This is a genomic window from Brucella lupini (assembly GCF_002252535.1).
GTDB lineage: Bacteria > Pseudomonadota > Alphaproteobacteria > Rhizobiales > Rhizobiaceae > Brucella > Brucella anthropi.
The window spans coordinates 239038-257380 of record NZ_NNRN01000053.1 but is presented as its reverse complement, the minus strand read 5'-3'; the positions used below and the strand labels follow the sequence as shown (position 1 = coordinate 257380).

Sequence of the window (18343 nt, the reverse complement as noted above, 5' to 3'; positions counted from 1 at the left end):
AGTGCACGCACAGGGAAAATGGAACGTTAGCTCCGATTCTGGAACTAACAATACGTTCCAGCCTGAAAAATTACGTGAGTAGAATATAGAAAAGCCCACAACGCTCGGGAGGAGGAGAACGTTGTGGGCTTAATCTGTAAGCGCGATTGGGAGGAGGAGTATCGCGCTTTGGGTCCGGTTCTTGGGAGGAGGAGTGAACCGGACGTTTTTTTAATAACCCGTTCAGCCGGCCTACTCAATCAACAAGCTTGCATTGCTGATATGCACTTTCAACAGATCCAAATGAAAACCGCCTCGCAGCGAATGAACGCGCTGAGGCGGCATATCTCCCCCGAAAGCCCCCAATCGAAGAAGATAGAAGAACTTACTCACAGCTTTGACGAAAATAAATAGACAATCTGCACGCACACTTGAAAATCTGGTGAACAATATCAGCCAATGGTTGAGAAACCTATCTCAACGAACTTTTCCGCGTCTGCAACTGTTCGACTAAACACTATTAAAGATCGGGTATAGTTCAGTCCTGCAGTGCAATTAAAATGCTCTTGTACCGGATGGAACCTGAATGACTATCACCCAATAACCCTACACAAATTTCAGTATTTTCTGAAATTTATAGAGTTTTATTAAGGGGTTGCTTTCTCCATGAGCACGGTTATTGTTCCTCTCACTTGGAGGAGGGAGTACCGCCCCAGCGCGCTAGACCGCTGCGGGGCGGTTTCTTTTTTAGCTACCCAAAAATGCATATCTGCATTGCAGCGTTGCCCCTTGTAAGCAGCGGCCCTTATTCCTATCTTGGGCTTGTTCGGTTTTACTCCTCCTCCCAAAAACCGAACCCAAAGCGCGATACTCCTCCTCCCAATCGCGCTTTATAGATCCGCCCACTGCACATTCCTCCTCCCAGTGCAGTGGGCGCTCTCTTTTCTGGAAAGCTCTTCACACATATCGGAAATTTGTGCCCAATCAGGTGAGCCTGTGGCTATTTCAGTAGTTTTAAGGGTTTGCAGGTAATTTCTGCGCGTGATGCACGAGGGAGCGGGGTTCCATGTTCTTCAGCACGACCTTCAAATCGGCCAGACCGACGCTGCTATGCGCGCCTATGCTCTGGCTAGGTTTTGTTCTCGTTCTGCTGATCGCGCTTCTGTCATTCAGGCTCAATGCCCCCATTGGGCCAATGTACTGGGACAGCTACATCTACTTCGACGCAGCCCAGCGCATAAGAATGGACCAGATTCCCGGTGTAGACTTTTCCACGCCTGTCGGACCGCTTGGCTACTATCTTTTTGCATGGGGACACTCCCTGTTCCCACAGGCACAACCGCTTTTGCTCGTTCAATGGTCAATATTGGTCGTTGCAGCCCCTCTGATGGCATGGGTACTGACAGAGCTTTCCCCCCATAATCGAATAACCGGATTTCTGATCCTTGTTCCATTTCTAGTTTTCGCAATCTTTCCGGCCAATACACAAAGCTTTTATCCCTACCCCGGACTGGATGGGTTTGGCATTTATAACCGCCATACATCGCTTTTGCTCTACGTGCTGATGTGCGGATTGCTGTTTATGCGAAACGGCGCAAAGCTCGCGCTGTTTTGTGCGGCAGTGATGCTCGCCTTGTTCTTGATGAAGGTCACGGGCTTTCTTGCAGGTGGACTGTTCGGGCTTGCGGCACTTCTCGCTGGACGAATCTCTATACGCAACGTTCTGCTGGCCGCCGCCATTACCGTTGCATTTCTGTTCGTCCTTGAATTGTACAATGGGATTATCGGCGGATATATTCGCGATATCGCCTCATTGATCGCCCTGAACGAAGAAGCCCTGCTGCCGCGTTTCCTGACCGTCATATCGTTGAAGCTGGACGTCATTCTGCCAGCGACGATCCTTGTTCTCATTCTTTTCTGGAATGAACAGTTCCATTCCGGCAAACACAATCGCTTTTTCGACCGGAGTTCGGTCTGGCTCGCCGTTGGGCTTCTGGGTGGCATCATCCTTGAGACACAGAACACCGGAAGTCAGGAATTCATATTCCTTTGGCCCATCCTGCTTATGATTTTTCAGCGGATAAAAGCCGACACCGAGAAGCTCAAAATCGCCTTCGTCGTGCTCGCTGCCTTCTGTGCCCTCCCGACATTCACCAAGGTTGCGCACCGTACCCTGCGCGCCGTTGCCGTAGCCCCGACTTATGTGCAACCGTCCTTCCCGGAACTGAAGAACCTCGGGCAGGTGTTGACCCGGCCCGATTTCCTGCAGCGGGCAGAGCTTTTCGAAACCCACTACCCGGAAAACAATGCAGCCTATGACGCGCTGGCAGCGCAAGGCCAACTACCTAGCTGGCAGCTTTATTCAGAAATCGATTTCCAGGTCTACTGGCTCGTTTCTGCAAACCGGATGGTGAAGGATCTGAAATCCTTCGAGACCCGGAACAACGTTCGCCTGCAAGGCATCATGTCGCTCGACTTCGTCAATCCGTTTGCATGGATATTGGATCGCGATGCGACACGGCATATCCAGATCGGCGCCGACCCCTTCCGCACTGTCCCGGCGTTATCCAAGGAAACGAAGGCTGCCGTAGAAGCAACAGACGGCATATTGCGCCCGAAATGTCCGACGACGACCAATCGTCTTGCCTTGCAGAAAATATATGCCGAAGCACTGCAGGATCGCGCCGTCGTCGCTTTGAACCCCTGTTGGGATTTGCTGCTTCGCCCCGGCTTTATTCCGTAATCAGAAACGGCTCATTTGATCTGAGCCTTGACGAAATCCCGCACAATCCGGACGATGCCGCGTGAAAGGACCTCATCCAGCGCCTTGATGAATACGTCCACATGCTCCCGCCCGCAGATCAGCGGCGGCTCAAGACGGATGACGTTTCGATTATATTCAGTAAAGGCGACCAGAACCCCATGATCGCGCAGCAGATGGCTGCCAATAAAGCCGGGAAGTGAACCTTTCAGTTTTTCATCAAGCATTGCCAGGACTGGTCGCAGCACGACCGGCATCGTCTGGGAAAAATCATGGAACTCCAGCCCCACCATCATCCCCTTCCCGCGCACATCTTTCAAAAGCGCAGGATAGCGGCTCTGCAGTTCGTGCAGCCGATCCAGAAGATATTCCCCGACATCGGCTGCGTTATCAATCAGATGCTCGTCGTAAAGAACGTTCAGAGCTTCAATCGACGTAACGCAGGCTTCGCCAATCCCGCCAAAAGTCGCCATCGCATGGATCATCGCCGTCTTGGGCGTGCCGTAAGCCTTCATGTAGACGTCGCGCCGCGCGATCATGGCGGCCATTGCGGTCTTTCCACCGCCAAGCGACTTCGCCAGTGCGGTGACATCCGGTATGACGCCATAATGCTCGAAAGCATAGAATTTCCCGGTTCGTCCCAACCCACATTGCACTTCATCGGCAACCCAGATCACACCATACTGGTCGCAAAGGCTTCGCAACTTTTGCCAGAACTGTGCATCAGTTTGAATGATACCGCCACCACCTTGCACCGTTTCAAGCACAATCACCCCGATCTCGGGGTCAGAGCGAAACGCATTTTCAATGGCTGCAATGTCACCGAAGGGAACCCGAACGGTGTTATCGACCAGCTTGAATTCGCCACGATATAGCCCACCATCAGTGATGGACAGAACACCCTTCGTTTTGCCATGGAACGAATTTTCCGCATAGACGATCTTGGGCTTTTTAGGACCTGCGGCGCGCTCTGCGACCTTGATCGCGGCTTCCATCGCCTCAGAACCGGAAGACCCCAGAAACACCATGTCGAGATCGCCCGGCGAGCAAGCCGCAATGTCATAAGCAAGAGCGGCCGCATATTGCGACATGAAGGCGATTGCAATCTCGTGGCGCATTTCTTCCTGAAACTGACGCCGTGCTTCGAGAATACGCGGGTGATTATGGCCAAAAGCCAGCGATCCGAACCCGCCGAAAAAATCGAGAATGGCGCGCCCATTCTGATCATAATAATACATGCCTTCAGCGCGTTCGATCTTCACCTTGTGAAAGCCGAGCAGCTTCATGAAGTGAAGCTGGCCTGGATTGAGGTGAGTGGTAAACAGCTCCGTCATCCGTGGCAGATCGAGCGCTTTCGCCTCGGCAACCGTCAACAGCTTCGGCTTCGGCGTTGTATTGGTCTTGTTCATTTCTGCCTCTATGCCGTTTCGGAAGCCCGCACATCCGATGATGCCGCGCCGATTTTCTTGCGATATTCGCTGTAAGCCGCGATCAGCATATCCTCATCACGATATTGCGGTATCCAGCCAAGCTCGCGCTCGCCCTTCGAGACATCGAGAACACACATTTCGTCGGCAATCAGATATTGCTCCGGGTCCATGATCGGCATGTTCATCCAGTCCAGCAGATCCAGCGTGCGTTTCACCGCCCAGGCGGGTGTTGGCAACAAAATAGATTTCGAACCTGCATGGCTGATCAGATCACCAAGCAGTTTGCGGACAGGAGGCGGATTGAGCGAGCCGAGATTATAGGCCTCGTTTGGAACACCAGCCTTGAAAGCGGCACGTGCCGCCTCCGCACAGTCGAACACCGAAATGAACTGGTAAGGGTTCCTGCCCGAGCCGATCATCGGCACCGGCAAATTGTAATCAATCAGCTTGAACAGCTTTTCCAGAATGCCGAGACGGCCCGGTCCAATGATAAGACGAGGACGAAACAGGGAGATATTCATGCCCCGCACGCGCCATTTAATGGCGAGTTCTTCGGTTTTCAGTTTTGACAGGCCGTACTCACCGAGCGGCTTGCACGGATGGTCTTCTTTCTGCGGCCAGACATAGGTGTGCCCGTACACCATATCGGTGGTGAAATGGACGAGCTTGTTGGCACCAGCCACATCCATCGCCTTGATGATGTTCGCCGTCCCGTAATAATTGACGGGAAAGAAGAAGTCGTGCCGCTTTGCCCGGACCTGAATTGGTGAAAGCATTTTGGCGGACAGGTTATAGACCATGTCGTCTGCGCGGATACCAAGCCTGCGGATTGCTTCCGGATCGGTCACATCAGTCGCGATGAAAGCGGCATCAGTATAGTGTGGCAGATCGCTTTTCACGATATCCGCGACAAGGACCTCGTGACCATCGGCAAGTAGCTTTGGAGCAAGATAGCGCCCGACAAAACCGTCGCCACCGAAGATTACATGTCTCATCGTACTGCCCCCGTTCAACTATGCGTCTGCTGGTTCACATGCGTCTCCGCCTGCGGTTCGGACGGCTTGCCGCTTTGTGCGATCAGCACTGTCCCGATGCAGATGAACGCAATTCCCGCAATCTTGTAGGCGCCAAGTTCCTCCTTGAACAAAAGCCAGGCGAACAGAGCGACCGCGACATAGGCAAGACTGAGGAACGGATAGGCAAACGAAAGATCCACTTTCGACAGCACGTAAAGATGCGACGCCATCGAGATCACGAAGGTGAGCAAACCGGCAAAAATCCAGGGATTGAAGACAATCTGGAATATGCGCTGGATCAATGTTTCGGCTGAAAAGCTGATCGGCCCGAGCGTCAGCATGCCATATTTCAACATCAACTGCGCGGCAGCATTGGTCATGACTGTGAACAGGATGAAGGGAATATATTTCATCACGTTTCCTAACCTGCAGCGCCGAGCATCAATGCGGTCCGGCGCCAGAAATTGGAATTGAAAGCCTTGTCGCGAAAGGCCTCGAAATCGCGCCAGCGCGGATAGCTTGCAGCAAAAACCTCTGCGCTCATCCTTTGGTCCTTATATGGATTGACCCGGCCACCGGCTTCAACAGTCATCTGGTCCAGACGGTTCAGCAATTCCAGCGTTGTGTGGCCACGATTGGGGAAATCCATCGTCAGCGTATATCCCGGCATCGGAAATGACATGAGACCGGGAGACTTCATCAAACCGAAACGCTTGAGTACCGTCAGAAAGGAGACCTGTCCTGCATTGCGACTTGCCTCAAGCATCGCTGGAACGATCTTTCGGGCTGCTTCGAACGGAATTACACTTTGATGCTGGTAGAGCCCTGCCGGGCCGTAAATCCTGTTCCAGTTTCTCACTCCGTCGAGTGGATAAAAGAAGCTTTGATACGGCACTATACGCGCTGTTTTCAGCCGCCTCTTGCGCTGGAAATAGGCCGCATTGAAAAGCGACAGGCTTGTCTTGTTCAACAGCGAGAATGGCAATTCAACCGGCACGCCAAACCGCCCAGCGATCGAAATAGAGCCATTCGGCGCGGCAACATGATTACCGACCATCAGCAAGCCCCGGCCATCGGAGAGCTGATCGACCCAGGCAACAGCATATTCATTTTCATGATCGGCCACCCCGGCCATATCAAAATAAGCATCAAGGTTGGCGAAGGGCAGAACCTTTTCCTCGACATCGAGACCGCCGACCCGCTTGAGCCGGATCGTTGCGCGAAGAATTAATCCGGTTAGTCCCATTCCACCGATGGTTGCCCGAAACAGATCAATGTGCTCCGTATCGGAACATCTGTAGTAGACGCCGTCCGAACGAAGCAGTTCCAGCCTTTCAACATGACACCCGAAAGTACCCTGCCGGTGATGGTTTTTACCATGCACGTCATTGGCAATGGCGCCGCCGAGCGTCACAAACTGCGTGCCCGGCGTGACAGGGAGGAAATAGCCATGCGGAGTAACATGGGTGACGATTTCACTCAAAAACACGCCGCTCTCAGCCGTCAGCAATCCCGTATCTGGATCGAAGAGTAGTATCTTTTTCCGCGCCTGCATGGGCACGAGAAAGCCCATATCATTATGGCAGCTATCACCGTAGGAGCGACCATTTCCGAATGGCAACAGGCTTGCATCGCCGGGCAAGGCTCGCGTGAAATCAGTCTCCAGTCTCTCCAGCCGAAGGTATTGCCGGCTTCGCCGGTTAATACGTCCGAAACTGTCGAAGGATTGTTCCATCAGCGCATACCAGCCACAAGAAGCAGCACCGCGCCAAGCGCGATGACGACCTGACTGCGCCAATCCCTCGCAATGAAGAGGACCGGGTCGTCATCCATGTCGCCGCGATGCGCCAATATCCACACACGCACGTTGATATAGAGTACGATCGGACCGAGCGGCCATATCAGCCAGGGATAGGTGTAGAGCGTCTTGACGGCATCGCTATTGATATAGAGTGCCAAAACCAGCGCTGCGGTAAACGCGGCTGCGACCCCACACTGTCCGACAATATCGCGATCTTCCGGACGGTAGCCTCGCCCCAAAATCCGGTCCTTTTCTGTCACGGTAGCGCCCTGCAGTTCGACATAACGCTTCACCAGCGCCAGCGACAGAAAGAAGAACATGGCAAAGGCCATCAGCCAGAACGATGGCGGGATATAGGAAGCCGCCGACCCTCCCAATAGCCGCAGGCTGTAAAGTCCCGCGAGGCAAATCACGTCTCCCAACAACATGCGTTTCAAGGCGAAGGTATAGGCGGTCGTGAAAAACAGATAGGTGACGATTGCAAGCGTAAAGGCGGGCGGAAGGAAAAAGCAGACGAAAGCCGTCAGAAGCAACAACAGGGCCGCAACGCTTAGGCCAAAGGGAATGGATATCTTTCCGTGTGCAAAAGGTCGCTGATTTTTTCGCACATGTCTTCGATCCACCGGAAGATCGACAATATCATTGACGATATAGATCGCAGACGATGCCGCAGAAAAGGCCACGAATGCCAGGCAAGTTGCAATCAACACGTCTGGCTTCATTATGTCATGCGCCAGAATGGCCGGGACAAAGACGAGCAGATTCTTTAGCCACTGATGAACGCGGAGCATACGAGCATAGGTTCGAATAGTTGGTTTTTCGGCACTGAAAAGTTCACAACCAGTTTGCTTCTGGAAATGTGCCGCTGCACGATCAGGTGCGACAACGATCGCCTGTCGGGCTGCATCGAAAACAGGCAGGTCATCACGATCATTTCCGGCATAGTCGAATCCCTGTCGCCCATAGTGCTCGACAAGCAGATCAGCCTTGCGCTGTGCCGAAAGATTGGTCGTACCGGATGTTGAATAGACAGCGCTGAAAATCCCAAGCTCAGACGCAACAGCCTTGGCCATCGGTTCAGCAGCAGCTGTTGCCAGCACCAAAGTCCGCCCCGACCCATGTTCGCTACGCAGAAACTCCAGAAACTCGGTTCGGTAGGGAAGTCGCGATGCATCGAGCGTTACGCGCTCAGCCACCTGTCGCTTGAGATATGCCTTGCCTGAGAACAGCCACACCGGCAGCATGATGACGAACAGGATGTTCCTCTTCAAAAGAAGAAAAATACCCTCCCACAGCAGATCGGTCGAAACCAGAGTTCCGTCCAGATCGACTGCCAGCGGCACATTCTTGCTGCTTTGCCCCCGCGTATCCATTTTCAGCCCTTTTCCGCTCAGGCGTGAATGCGGTTCGATCAACCTTTTCCGCCCGAGCCCCCTGTCGTAAAGGGATAGAGGCAGAAACCAAATGAAAAATGAATTTTTCCATTACAATCGAGAATTGATTTGCTGAGTACAGTTTCTGCTTAAAATTTCCTCAATAGCTAAAATACAGCATATTGTTTGCGGGTTGCATAGTTTCAAGTTCGCCGGAGAGACTTTCCGGCGAACATTCCATAGTTTAGACATCTCTAAACTATCATTATCTTGAGCCCGGAAAAAGCAAATCGACAAACTTGCCTGCAGTCGGTTGCGGTTCGTGGTTGGCAAGGCCGGGACGCTCATTGGCTTCGATGAAAATATAGTCCGGCTTTTCGGGCTGCTTGACCATAAAATCGATCCCGACAACGGGAATGCCGATTGCACGCGCAGCCTTACAGGCAGCATCGACAAGGTTTCTATGAACAGTCGCTGTCACGTCGTGGATCGTACCGCCTGTATGTAGATTGGCCGCCTTGCGCACTGTGATTTCACGATGATCTTCCAGAACGTAATCGAGCGACAGGCCTTGTTCCTCAAGACACCTTTTCGTTTCCGTATCGACCGGTATGCGGCTTTCTCCGCCAGTCGCCGCAGCGCGTCTGCGCGATTGTATCTCGATAAGCTTGCGGATGGTTGCCTTGCCGTCACCGACAACGCGTGGCGGGCGACGAACCGCAGCGGCAACGAGCTGGTAGTCGATAACCACCAGCCGAAGGTCCTCACCTTCAAAACACGCCTCCAGCAGCACGCGGTCGCACACGGTTCGCGCCTGTTTGATTGCCGTTCGCAGGTCTTTCATGGTCGATATGCCGACAGAAATTCCTCTTCCCTGTTCGCCCCGGGCTGGTTTCACCACCAGCTTGCCGTGACGTTTTAGAAAAGCTTCCAGCGCATCATCGTCCGCTTCGGCGGCAATCTGCTCCGGCACTATCAGACCAGCCTTCTCGACGACGCGCCGCGTCACAGCCTTGTCGTCGCAGATTGACATCGCTACACCCGATGTCATTTCAGACAAGCTCTCACGGCAATGGACGGAACGCCCGCCATAGGAGAGGCGGAAAAAGCCGCCTTCAGCATCGGTTATTTCAACCTGAATACCACGACGCACCGCTTCATCCACGATTATGCGAGCATAGGGATTGAGCGCATCGAAGGTTTCCAGATGCGAGGCGAAAAATTTCTCGTTGATTGCGTTCTTACGCTTTATCGCGAAGAGCGGAACGCGACGAAACTTCAGCTTTTCATAGAGCCTTATGGCATTCTCATTATCGTGCAGAACCGAGAGATCGATATGGCTCAAGCCGCGAGCCTGAAAATGCTCGGCAAGTTTTCGGACCAGTTTTTCACCAATACCCGGCTGCCGTGCTTGAGGATGAACTGCAAGACACCAAAGCGAAGCACTGCGATCAGGATCATCGAAAAGGCGCTGATGGTCGATGCCAGTTACGGTGCCAACAATTTCGCCGGTAGCATCGTCCTGAGCCACAAAATAGGTAACAGCACGGTTGTCTCGCTCCGATGAAAAAAAGTCGGGACGTAGCTGAACCATGCCACAGGCCGCGTAAACAGCGTTGATGCCTTCCGCGTCCACTTCGGAGACTGCGCGACGTATGGTGATGCCACGTATCCGTCGCCCGCCCGGTCGATAGGTCGCAAGTTCAATCCGGTATGTATGCGACGGATCGAGAAATATCTCATGTGGTGCGAGTGACAGCAGTACGTGAGGATCGCTGACGTAAAAGACGATATCGCGGCTCGCTGGCGCTTCCCCCCGCAATGCTTCCACTATGGCTTCATTGGTCTCGAAGGTCTGCGCGAAGAGTAGTCGGCCCCAGCCGCAATCGACAACCACATCCTGCTTGCGATCTTCGCTTCCCGCTTTGTCATGGCCGTGCGCATGTTCCTGATAAAAGCCTGCGCTTTCAGGTGTACGCAAGCGCGTAAGACGGTGCGAAAAGGCTTTGCGACCTTTCGCTTTCTGCCGGGTCATATCCACCTCACCGGTTTTCCGCATTTCATGCCTCCTGCGTTTGCAGCCACATTTCAAGGAGGCCGGCCTGCCAAAGCTCAGAACCGCGCAACGGCGTTATGTGTTCGGACGGTTTTGCAAACAGGCGTTCAAGATAATCGCGCTGGAAAAGCCCGCGCTCCCTCGCCTTTTGTGAAGAGAGGGCGTCTCGCAACATATCGAGATAAGGGCCATCGATATATTTGAGCTGCGGAACCGGGAAATATCCCTTCTTGCGATCAATCACTTCGCTTGGAACGACCTTTCTCGCCACATCCTTTAGGATACCCTTGCCGCCGTCACGCAGTTTTTCCTCCGGCGGAATGCGGGCGGCAAGCTCGACCAATTCATGATCCAGAAATGGCACCCGCGCTTCAAGCCCCCAAGCCATCGTCATGTTGTCCACGCGCTTGACCGGATCGTCCACGAGCATCACATTGGTGTCGAGCCGTAGCGCGCGGTCGACAGGCGTATCCGCTCCATCCTGCAGCAGATGTTCTTCCAGAAGGTCCTGACTGTAATCACGTTCCGGCATCCATTCCGGCGATAGCTGCGTGGCGAGAACGTCGTGCGAGCGGTCACGGAACCCTTTGGCATAGTCGCTGACGACATCGTTAGAATCGACTAGCGGTGGATACCAGTGATAGCCGCCGAACACTTCATCCGCGCCCTGTCCCGACTGGACAACCTTGATATGCTTCGAAACTTCCTTGGAAAGAAGGTAGAAGCCGACATTATCATAGGACACCATTGGTTCGGACATTGCCGCGATCGTTCCCGGCAAGGCGTCCATGAGGTCTGCAGAAGGCACAAAGATCTTATGATGTTCGGTGCCGAAATGTTCGGCGATCAGATCGGAATAGACAAATTCGTCGCCTTTTTCCCCGTTTGCTTCCTCAAAGCCAACTGAAAAACTCATCAGGCCCGATTGACCTGCCTCAGCAAGCAGACCGACGATCAGGCTGGAATCCACCCCGCCGGACAAAAGCACGCCGACCGGCACGTCGGAAATCATCCGGCGCTTGACTGCGACACGCAGCATAGCGAGCAATTGCTCCTGCCATTCCTCGCGGCTCAACGCGCCGTCGCCGGGCAGTCGGCGATAAGGCGCCTGCCAATAGATGCGGTCAGCGAAACGCCCATTCGGTTCATAGACACGGATCGTCGCCGGGGGGAGCTTTCGAACACCATTATAGATCGTGCGCGGTGGCGGCACGACGGCATGAAAACTCATGTAATTGTGCAAGGCCGCGCGGTCTATCGAGGTGTCGATGCCGCCTGCCTTAACCAGAGCAGGCAAGGAAGAGGCGAACCGCAAGGCACCCTCCGCCTCGGCAATATAGAGCGGCTTGATGCCGAACCGATCACGCGCGAGGATAACCCTGCCGGTATCACGTTCGTGAATGGCGAAAGCAAACATGCCAAGAAAACGCGTTACACAGCTTTCGCCCCATGCATGCCATGCCTTGAGAATGACTTCTGTGTCACCGTCGGAGAAGAACTTGTAGCCCTTCTGTTCCAGCTCTGTGCGCAATTCGCGGAAATTATAGATGCAGCCATTGAACACAAGCGTCAAACCGAGGTCGGCGTCGATCATCGGTTGCTGCGATTTTTCGGAAAGATCAAGGATTCTCAATCTTCGATGCCCGAAGCCGATATTGCCCCGGATCACAATCCCGGATGCATCGGGCCCGCGAGGACTGAGTACATCCGCCATTTTCGAGACTGCCGAAACTGACGGCGAACCACCGTCAAACCTGACTTCTCCGCAAATACCACACATAAAAAGGGTCGAAACCTCCATTGTCATTCATAAACAAATGAGGCCGTCGCATCTGTTAAGGCGGCGGCCTGCATAATTGCAAATGCGGGAGCGCCGGGATTGTTCCCAACTTTTTCGTTTCCGCTATGTGGCTTTTCCGACTAAATTCGCCTTGGAAAGCATATAGTTTTCAGCGGAAACCATATGCTCAAACGTTATACGGCGTGCATCCTCGCTGCGATTTTCGACAAGCGCTGCGAGCAATCGGTGCTGGAAGATAAGTCCTTCTTCGCGCGAAGCCGGTGTCGGATCAGCATAGATTGCGCGCGCTATTGGCAGGCTTCGCAACAGATTGTGGGTCAATCCGCAGATGAAGCCCAACAGACGGTCCGGACAAAGCTGTGCCAGCAAGGAATGGAAATCCAGTTCCGCAATGCGCTGGCGATATTGATCATCAAGATCGACCGGCGGGCGATCATAGACCCGCATCGCATTTTCCAGCCGAGCAATGTCGTCACCAGTCAATCTGCCGGACAAGAGAGCAGCAACCTCTGGTTCGAGAAGCTTACGGATAGCGTAAACTTCGGCAAGGCTCGGCTGATCGAAAAAGAAATAGCTGCCAAGCATTTCCATTGCGTGCTGGGCGGAAGGTTCGGCCACAAAAGCCCCGCCGCCGGGACCGCTGCGCGTAAAAATCAGACCCTGCGTCTCCAGCGCCTTCATCGCTTCGCGGACAGTGCCCTTGGCGGCCTTGAACTGGTCAATCAGTTCCTTTTCCTGTGGCAGTCGATCTCCCGGCCTCAATGCATCGGAACGGATAACATCCTTGATACGGTCGGCAATCTCTTCCGGTCGCCGACGGACCTTTGCCGCCCTCGCGCGCGATTGCGGTTCGTGATCGGAATTCCGGCCCATTCTGACCATATCTTGCTACTCTCTCCTGATGCGCGGCGCGCTTTCCACGAGTTGTCGTGTATAGGCATGTTCAGGTCTGGCAAAAAGAGCGCTTGCAGTTGCTTCCTCAACGATTTCTCCGAAATACATAACCGCAACCCTGTCGGAGATGGCTTCCACCACGGCAAGGTCATGACTGATGAAGAGATAGGAGAGACCAAACTCTTTCTTCAGTTGATCCAGAAGCAGAAGAACCTGTGCCTGAACTGAGACATCAAGCGCGCTAACCGGTTCATCGAGCACCACGATTTCCGCTTCAGCGGCCAGCGTGCGCGCGATGGCGATACGTTGCGCCTGCCCGCCGGAGAATTCGTGCGGATATCGTTCCAGCGTATCCTTGGGCATCTGAACGGCGTCCAGCAACTGGATCATGCGTTGCTGGCACTGAGCTGAATCCAGCCCGCCCAGAAGCTTCAGTGGTGTTTCCAGTATCTGTCGGATCGTCTTTCTGGGATTGAGTGAAGCGACAGGATCCTGAAACACATATTGTATGACCTTGCCGAATGCCCGAGCACCGGAATTTCGCAGTTCATGCGCATCGCGTCCAGCAATCGTCATTGTACCGCCCGTCGGCTCTGTCAGCCCGACGAGCATTCTGGCGAGCGTGCTTTTGCCCGATCCGCTTTCACCGACAATCGCCAGTGTCTCACCGCTTCCAAGATCGAACGAAACATTTTTAACCGCCTCGACCTTGTGACGCTCTTTGCCCAGAAGTGTTCGTCCGCCACCGAAGATTTTGGTGAGATCGCGAACGCTGATCGCATTTCCGCTCATCCTGCCGCCTTCCCGTTTTCGCGCTTGAAGAGACCAGCCACACGTTCCAGAAAGTCGGCGCCCTGCCCAAGTTCGGGAACGCAAGCTATCAAGCGTTTCGTATAGCTGTGCTGCGGATTAGACAGAACTGCCGAAGTTGTACCCGTCTCGACAATCTCGCCGTCTTTCATCACTGCCACGCGGTCACAAATCTCCGAAACCACTCCAAAATCATGGGTGATAAACAGGAGAGCCATGCCGCGCTCGCGCTGGAGATCGCGTAGCAGCTCGAGAATGTGCGCCTGCACCGTGACATCGAGCGCCGTGGTCGGCTCGTCCGCAATGATGATATCGGGATCATTGGCCAGAGCCATGGCAATGCCGACACGTTGACGCTGGCCACCTGAAAGCTGGTGCGGATAGTGATTGGCCCGTTCCGCTGCATCCGGAATGCCAACCTTGTCAAGAAGCACAATCGCCTGTTCTCGCCGCTCACTGGCTCCAATCCGCCGATGCGCTGCAATTGCTTCCTCGACCTGCCGACCGACCGGATACATAGGATGCAACGTCGTCAGTGGGTCCTGAAACACATAAGCAACTCTTGAGCCCCGTGCCGCCGTCAACTCGGTTTCAGACATTGAAAGAACGTCCCGGTCGCCCAGATAGATCGCGCCGTTGCGGATAAGTCCGGGCGGGGACGCCACGAGGCCCATTACTGATAGGGCGGTCACGCTTTTGCCCGATCCGCTCTCCCCGATCAGGCCGAGACATTCGCCGCGTTCAAGTTCCAGTGAAACGCTGCGGACAGCGGGGGTAAAATGCCCGCCATTGACGAAGCCCGTTTCGAGACCGGCAATAGAAAGAGCTTTTTGGCTAACCTTGATCATGGGCGATGACCGGTCCTTGGCAATATCGGTTATCGAGCCTGGCCGCCCCAGCGCGCCTGACCGCAATCGCGGATCAAGAACATCGCGCACCCCATCTCCCAATACGTTGAGACTGATGACCAGCAGGAAGATCATCAATCCCGGCACGATGGAGACATGCGGGGCGTTGAACAGTTGCGCGCGGCCCTCGCCGAGCATGGAGCCGAGATCGGCCTGCGGCGGCTGCGCGCCAAGACCGAGGAAGCTCAGGCCCGCCGTTTCGAGGATCATCCAGCCCGCCGTGGTCGACATGGTAATGACGATAACCGGCAGCACATTGGGCAGCACTTCGCTCAACAGGATCGAAACCGGACTTTTCCCGGAGAGCCGGGCAGCATCAATAAACTCACGATGCGCGAGACCAAGCGTAACCCCGCGAACATTACGCGCGAAGAACGGAATATTGACCACCGCAATCGCGTAAAGCGCATTCATCAGGCCCGGCCCGAGCACTGCCACGATAGCCAGCGCCAGCAGGATATAAGGAAATGCCATCAGCATATCGATGCCGCGCATCATCAAATTGTCGGTTCGTCCGCCCGCATAGCCGGACACGAGACCGATTGCCGAGCCAACAATCGCTGCGATCAGCGTCGCTGCAAATCCTACTGCGACAGACACCCGCGTGCCCCATATGACACGACTCAATATATCGCGCCCGAGCTGATCCGTTCCAAGAAGATGTCCCTCGCTGAACACGGGTTTCAATCGCATTGCGGGAGAAGTCGCGTCAGGATTGGGAAGCGGGAGAACCGGGGCCAGCAGAATGACGAGGCAGATCAGGACCAGCATAAAAAAACCGAAAGCCGCCAGTCGATTGCTCATCAGGAGCCGCCATGATGACATGCGGACCGCCGTTGGCGCGGCAGAAATTTCTGGAAGCGCGCTCATGAGCGTATCCTTGGATCGAGCATGGTCTGGATGACATCAGCGAGCAGATTGAAAAGGACATAACTCGCGGCAACCACAAGTACGCCACCCTGCACCAGCAAGATATCGCGGGTGGAAATGGCTTTCACCAGCATGGCGCCAATACCGGGCCACTGGAACACGGTTTCGATGTAGACGGCGCCGCCCAGCACAAATCCCGCCTGAATACCGATCACAGGAATGACGCTGACAAGTGCGGCGCGAAACGCATGACCGTATATCACGCGACGTTCGTTGAGACCCTTGGCCCGGGCTGTCCGGATATAGTCCTGGCGAAGCACTTCCAGCATCGCGCCGCGGGTCAGACGTGCGATCACGCCTGCCGCTACCACGGCCAGCGTCGTGGCAGGCAGGATCAGATGCCAGAGCAGATCCTTCAGGTCACCGCCGCCATAAACAGCATACATGCCGGACGCTGGCAGAATGCGCCAATGAACTGCAAAGAGATAGATCAGAAGCAACCCCAGCCAGAATGAGGGAATGGAAATTCCGGCAAGCACGATGAAAGTGATCGTCCTGTCCGCCCAGCCGAACTGGCGTACCGCCGAAACGATGCCCGCGAGCAGGCCGAAGACTGAACACAGTACCAGTGCTACGCCTGCAAGCACGAGTGTCGCCTGAAAGCGCTCCATAACCTCATCCAGAACCGGACGATTGAGCACGAAGGAACGCCCGAAATCTCCATGCAGGAGATTGCCCATCCAGATGAAGTATTGTTGCAGCAACGGCTTGTCGAGACCGAGATCGCGATTGATCCGCTCGACATTTTCCGGCGTCGCATATGATCCGAGCAAGGCGGTTGCCGTATCACCGGGGATCATCGCCATGACGAGAAAAACGATGATCGAGAGCCCGAGCAACACAGGAACAACGGCCAAAAGTCGCTTGAGGATATAGGCTGGCATAAATGCCCTCCCTGCTTATTCCTTGGTTACGTCTTTCAAATGCAGCAGGAAGGACGGCTGCAACTTGAAACCCTTGACGGCAGCGGTCGTGACTGCGTTTTGCTTCCAGTTCGCCACGAACAGCCATGGTGCATCGTCATGGACAATGCTCTGCACTTCGCCATAAAGCTTGCCACGCTCGGTTTGATCGGTCGATGACCGCGCCTTTTCCAGAAGCTCATCCACTTTGGGGTTGGAATAGTAACCGGAATTGAAACCGCCCTTGTCCGGCAGTGCGTCGCTGCGAAGCGTCAGATAAGGCACCGTGTCCGGATCATTGGTCATCCATGCCATCTCGGCCATATCGGCCTTGCCATCCAGCCCCGGATTGACCCTGCCAAGGAACGTGTTCCACTCATAGGTTTCAATCTTGACCTTGAAGCCCACAGCCTGAAGATCGGCCTGGATTGCGGCACCCATCGTGATTGGATCAAGCATGCCAGAACCGCCTTCGGTCACATAGAACGTGACTTCGGGATTGCTTGCACCAGCTTCGGCAAGGAGCGCCTTGGCCTTTTCAGGATCATAGGGATAGGGTTCGGTTTTGTTCTCGACCCAGTTGAAGGCAGGTGGGATCGGCCCCGCAGCAACAGTTGCGGAACCCTGCAACACATTATCTACGAGGCCTTGCTTGTTAACCGCATAATTCGCCGCCTGACGCACTTTCTTATCCGCGAATGGACCGCTCTTCGCGTTCAGGATGGTAAACCAGACATGGGGGCCCGCCTGTTCGGCAACCGCGAAATTCGCGTCCTGTTTGAAGGTGGCAAGATTATCCGGCGGCACTTCCACCATGACATCCAGCCCGCCTGCCATCATCTCCGCGACGCGGGTATTGGCATCCGTGATCGGGCGGAACACAACTGCTTCCAATGCTGGCGCTGTGTCCCAATAGTCGGGATTACGCTCCACCACCACACGCTGGCCGGATTGCCATTCCGCGAACTTGAACGGACCGGTTCCGGATGGATGACGGCCAAATTCCTTACCGTATTTCTTGACCGCTTCCGGCGACACGATCAGGCCGGTCGGATAGGCCAGATTGGAAAGAAATGGAGCGAAAGGCTCCTTCAGCTTGAACTCGACAGTGTGTTCATCGAGCACATTGACTGCATCGATGGACGAGAAATTGAACGAAAGCGGAAATGGGCCGGTGTTATAGAAGGGATGGTCTTCCTTTAGCATTCTGTCGAAGTTGAACTTGACCGCTTCGGCATTGAAATCCGAACCGTCATGGAACCTCACGCCTTGACGCAGCTTGAACGTATAGGTCTTGCCGTCGTCCGAAATCGTCCAGCTTTCCGCCAGTGCCGGTTCTACTTCCAGCGTTCCGTCCTTGTAGCGCACAAGGCCGTCATAAATATTGACGAGGATGCGGAAATCATTGGTGGCCGTGACTGTATGCGGATCGAGCGATTGCGGCTCTGCAATCTGCCCGACAATCAGCACATTGGGCGGCGTTTGGGCCAGCGCGACTGTGCCCGCCCCGGCGACCGAAAGCGCCATAGCAGTCAGGACGGCACGGAATAACCTTCTCATGGGGTTCCCCTTCATTTGTCAAATCCGTCAGACTCTAATTTATAGGCATAAATCAACTATCATCAATGAATTATCATAATTAATTTTTGCGAGACAAAAAAAGCGGGCCTGAGCCCGCTCGC

At 54.4% G+C, this 18343-nt stretch carries 13 protein-coding genes; 1 reads left to right on the top strand and 12 read right to left on the bottom strand.

Annotated features, from left to right (window positions below; genetic code table 11):
• Positions 1 to 1045: 1045 nt before the first annotated feature.
• Positions 1046 to 2722, top strand: a complete 1677-nt coding sequence (locus CES86_RS18055) for a hypothetical protein (RefSeq protein ID WP_051686657.1) — start codon at positions 1046 to 1048, stop codon at positions 2720 to 2722.
• Between the two features lie 11 nt (positions 2723 to 2733).
• Here the strand turns inward: CES86_RS18055 and CES86_RS18050 are convergent, their stop codons facing one another.
• The 12 genes from CES86_RS18050 to CES86_RS17995 all read right to left on the bottom strand — a co-directional run bounded on the left by CES86_RS18050 (position 2734) and on the right by CES86_RS17995 (position 18221).
• Complete coding sequence (locus CES86_RS18050; protein WP_094515051.1) at positions 2734 to 4149, bottom strand: aspartate aminotransferase family protein; 1416 nt, start codon at positions 4147 to 4149, stop codon at positions 2734 to 2736.
• Positions 4150 to 4157: 8 nt separating this feature from the next.
• Positions 4158 to 5165, bottom strand: coding sequence for an NAD-dependent epimerase/dehydratase family protein (locus CES86_RS18045; protein ID WP_029928030.1), 1008 nt, complete (start codon positions 5163 to 5165; stop codon positions 4158 to 4160).
• Positions 5166 to 5179: 14 nt separating this feature from the next.
• On the bottom strand, positions 5180 to 5599 hold the full coding sequence (locus CES86_RS18040; protein WP_010660930.1) for an EamA family transporter: 420 nt from the start codon (positions 5597 to 5599) through the stop codon (positions 5180 to 5182).
• 8 nt (positions 5600 to 5607) lie between these two features.
• Positions 5608 to 6921, bottom strand: coding sequence for an FAD-binding oxidoreductase (locus CES86_RS18035; RefSeq protein WP_094515050.1), 1314 nt, complete (start codon positions 6919 to 6921; stop codon positions 5608 to 5610).
• Positions 6921 to 8360, bottom strand: coding sequence for a UbiA family prenyltransferase (locus CES86_RS18030; protein WP_029928035.1), 1440 nt, complete (start codon positions 8358 to 8360; stop codon positions 6921 to 6923). Before CES86_RS18030 ends, CES86_RS18035 begins: the two co-directional genes overlap by 1 nt.
• 265 nt (positions 8361 to 8625) lie before the next feature.
• Complete coding sequence (gene ngg / locus CES86_RS18025; protein WP_029928037.1) at positions 8626 to 10419, bottom strand: N-acetylglutaminylglutamine synthetase; 1794 nt, start codon at positions 10417 to 10419, stop codon at positions 8626 to 8628.
• Between the two features lies 1 nt (position 10420).
• Entirely contained in the window at positions 10421 to 12196 is a 1776-nt protein-coding gene (locus CES86_RS18020) for an N-acetylglutaminylglutamine amidotransferase (protein WP_029928038.1), read from the bottom strand.
• A gap of 123 nt (positions 12197 to 12319) precedes the next feature.
• Positions 12320 to 13099, bottom strand: a complete 780-nt coding sequence (locus CES86_RS18015) for a FadR/GntR family transcriptional regulator (protein ID WP_029928040.1) — start codon at positions 13097 to 13099, stop codon at positions 12320 to 12322.
• A 6-nt stretch (positions 13100 to 13105) separates the two neighbouring features.
• Positions 13106 to 13903: an ATP-binding cassette domain-containing protein gene (locus tag CES86_RS18010; RefSeq protein WP_029928043.1), complete on the bottom strand. Its 798-nt coding sequence runs from the start codon at positions 13901 to 13903 to the stop codon at positions 13106 to 13108.
• The gene (locus CES86_RS18005) at positions 13900 to 15699 is read right to left on the bottom strand and encodes a dipeptide/oligopeptide/nickel ABC transporter permease/ATP-binding protein (RefSeq protein ID WP_029928045.1); all 1800 of its coding nucleotides are present in this window, start codon (positions 15697 to 15699) and stop codon (positions 13900 to 13902) included. Before CES86_RS18005 ends, CES86_RS18010 begins: the two co-directional genes overlap by 4 nt.
• Positions 15696 to 16643, bottom strand: a complete 948-nt coding sequence (locus CES86_RS18000) for an ABC transporter permease (protein ID WP_029928046.1) — start codon at positions 16641 to 16643, stop codon at positions 15696 to 15698. The genes CES86_RS18005 and CES86_RS18000 overlap by 4 nt, the downstream gene beginning before the upstream one ends.
• Positions 16644 to 16658: 15 nt before the next feature.
• Entirely contained in the window at positions 16659 to 18221 is a 1563-nt protein-coding gene (locus CES86_RS17995; RefSeq protein ID WP_029928048.1) for an ABC transporter substrate-binding protein, read from the bottom strand.
• Between the last annotated feature and the right edge of the window lie 122 nt (positions 18222 to 18343).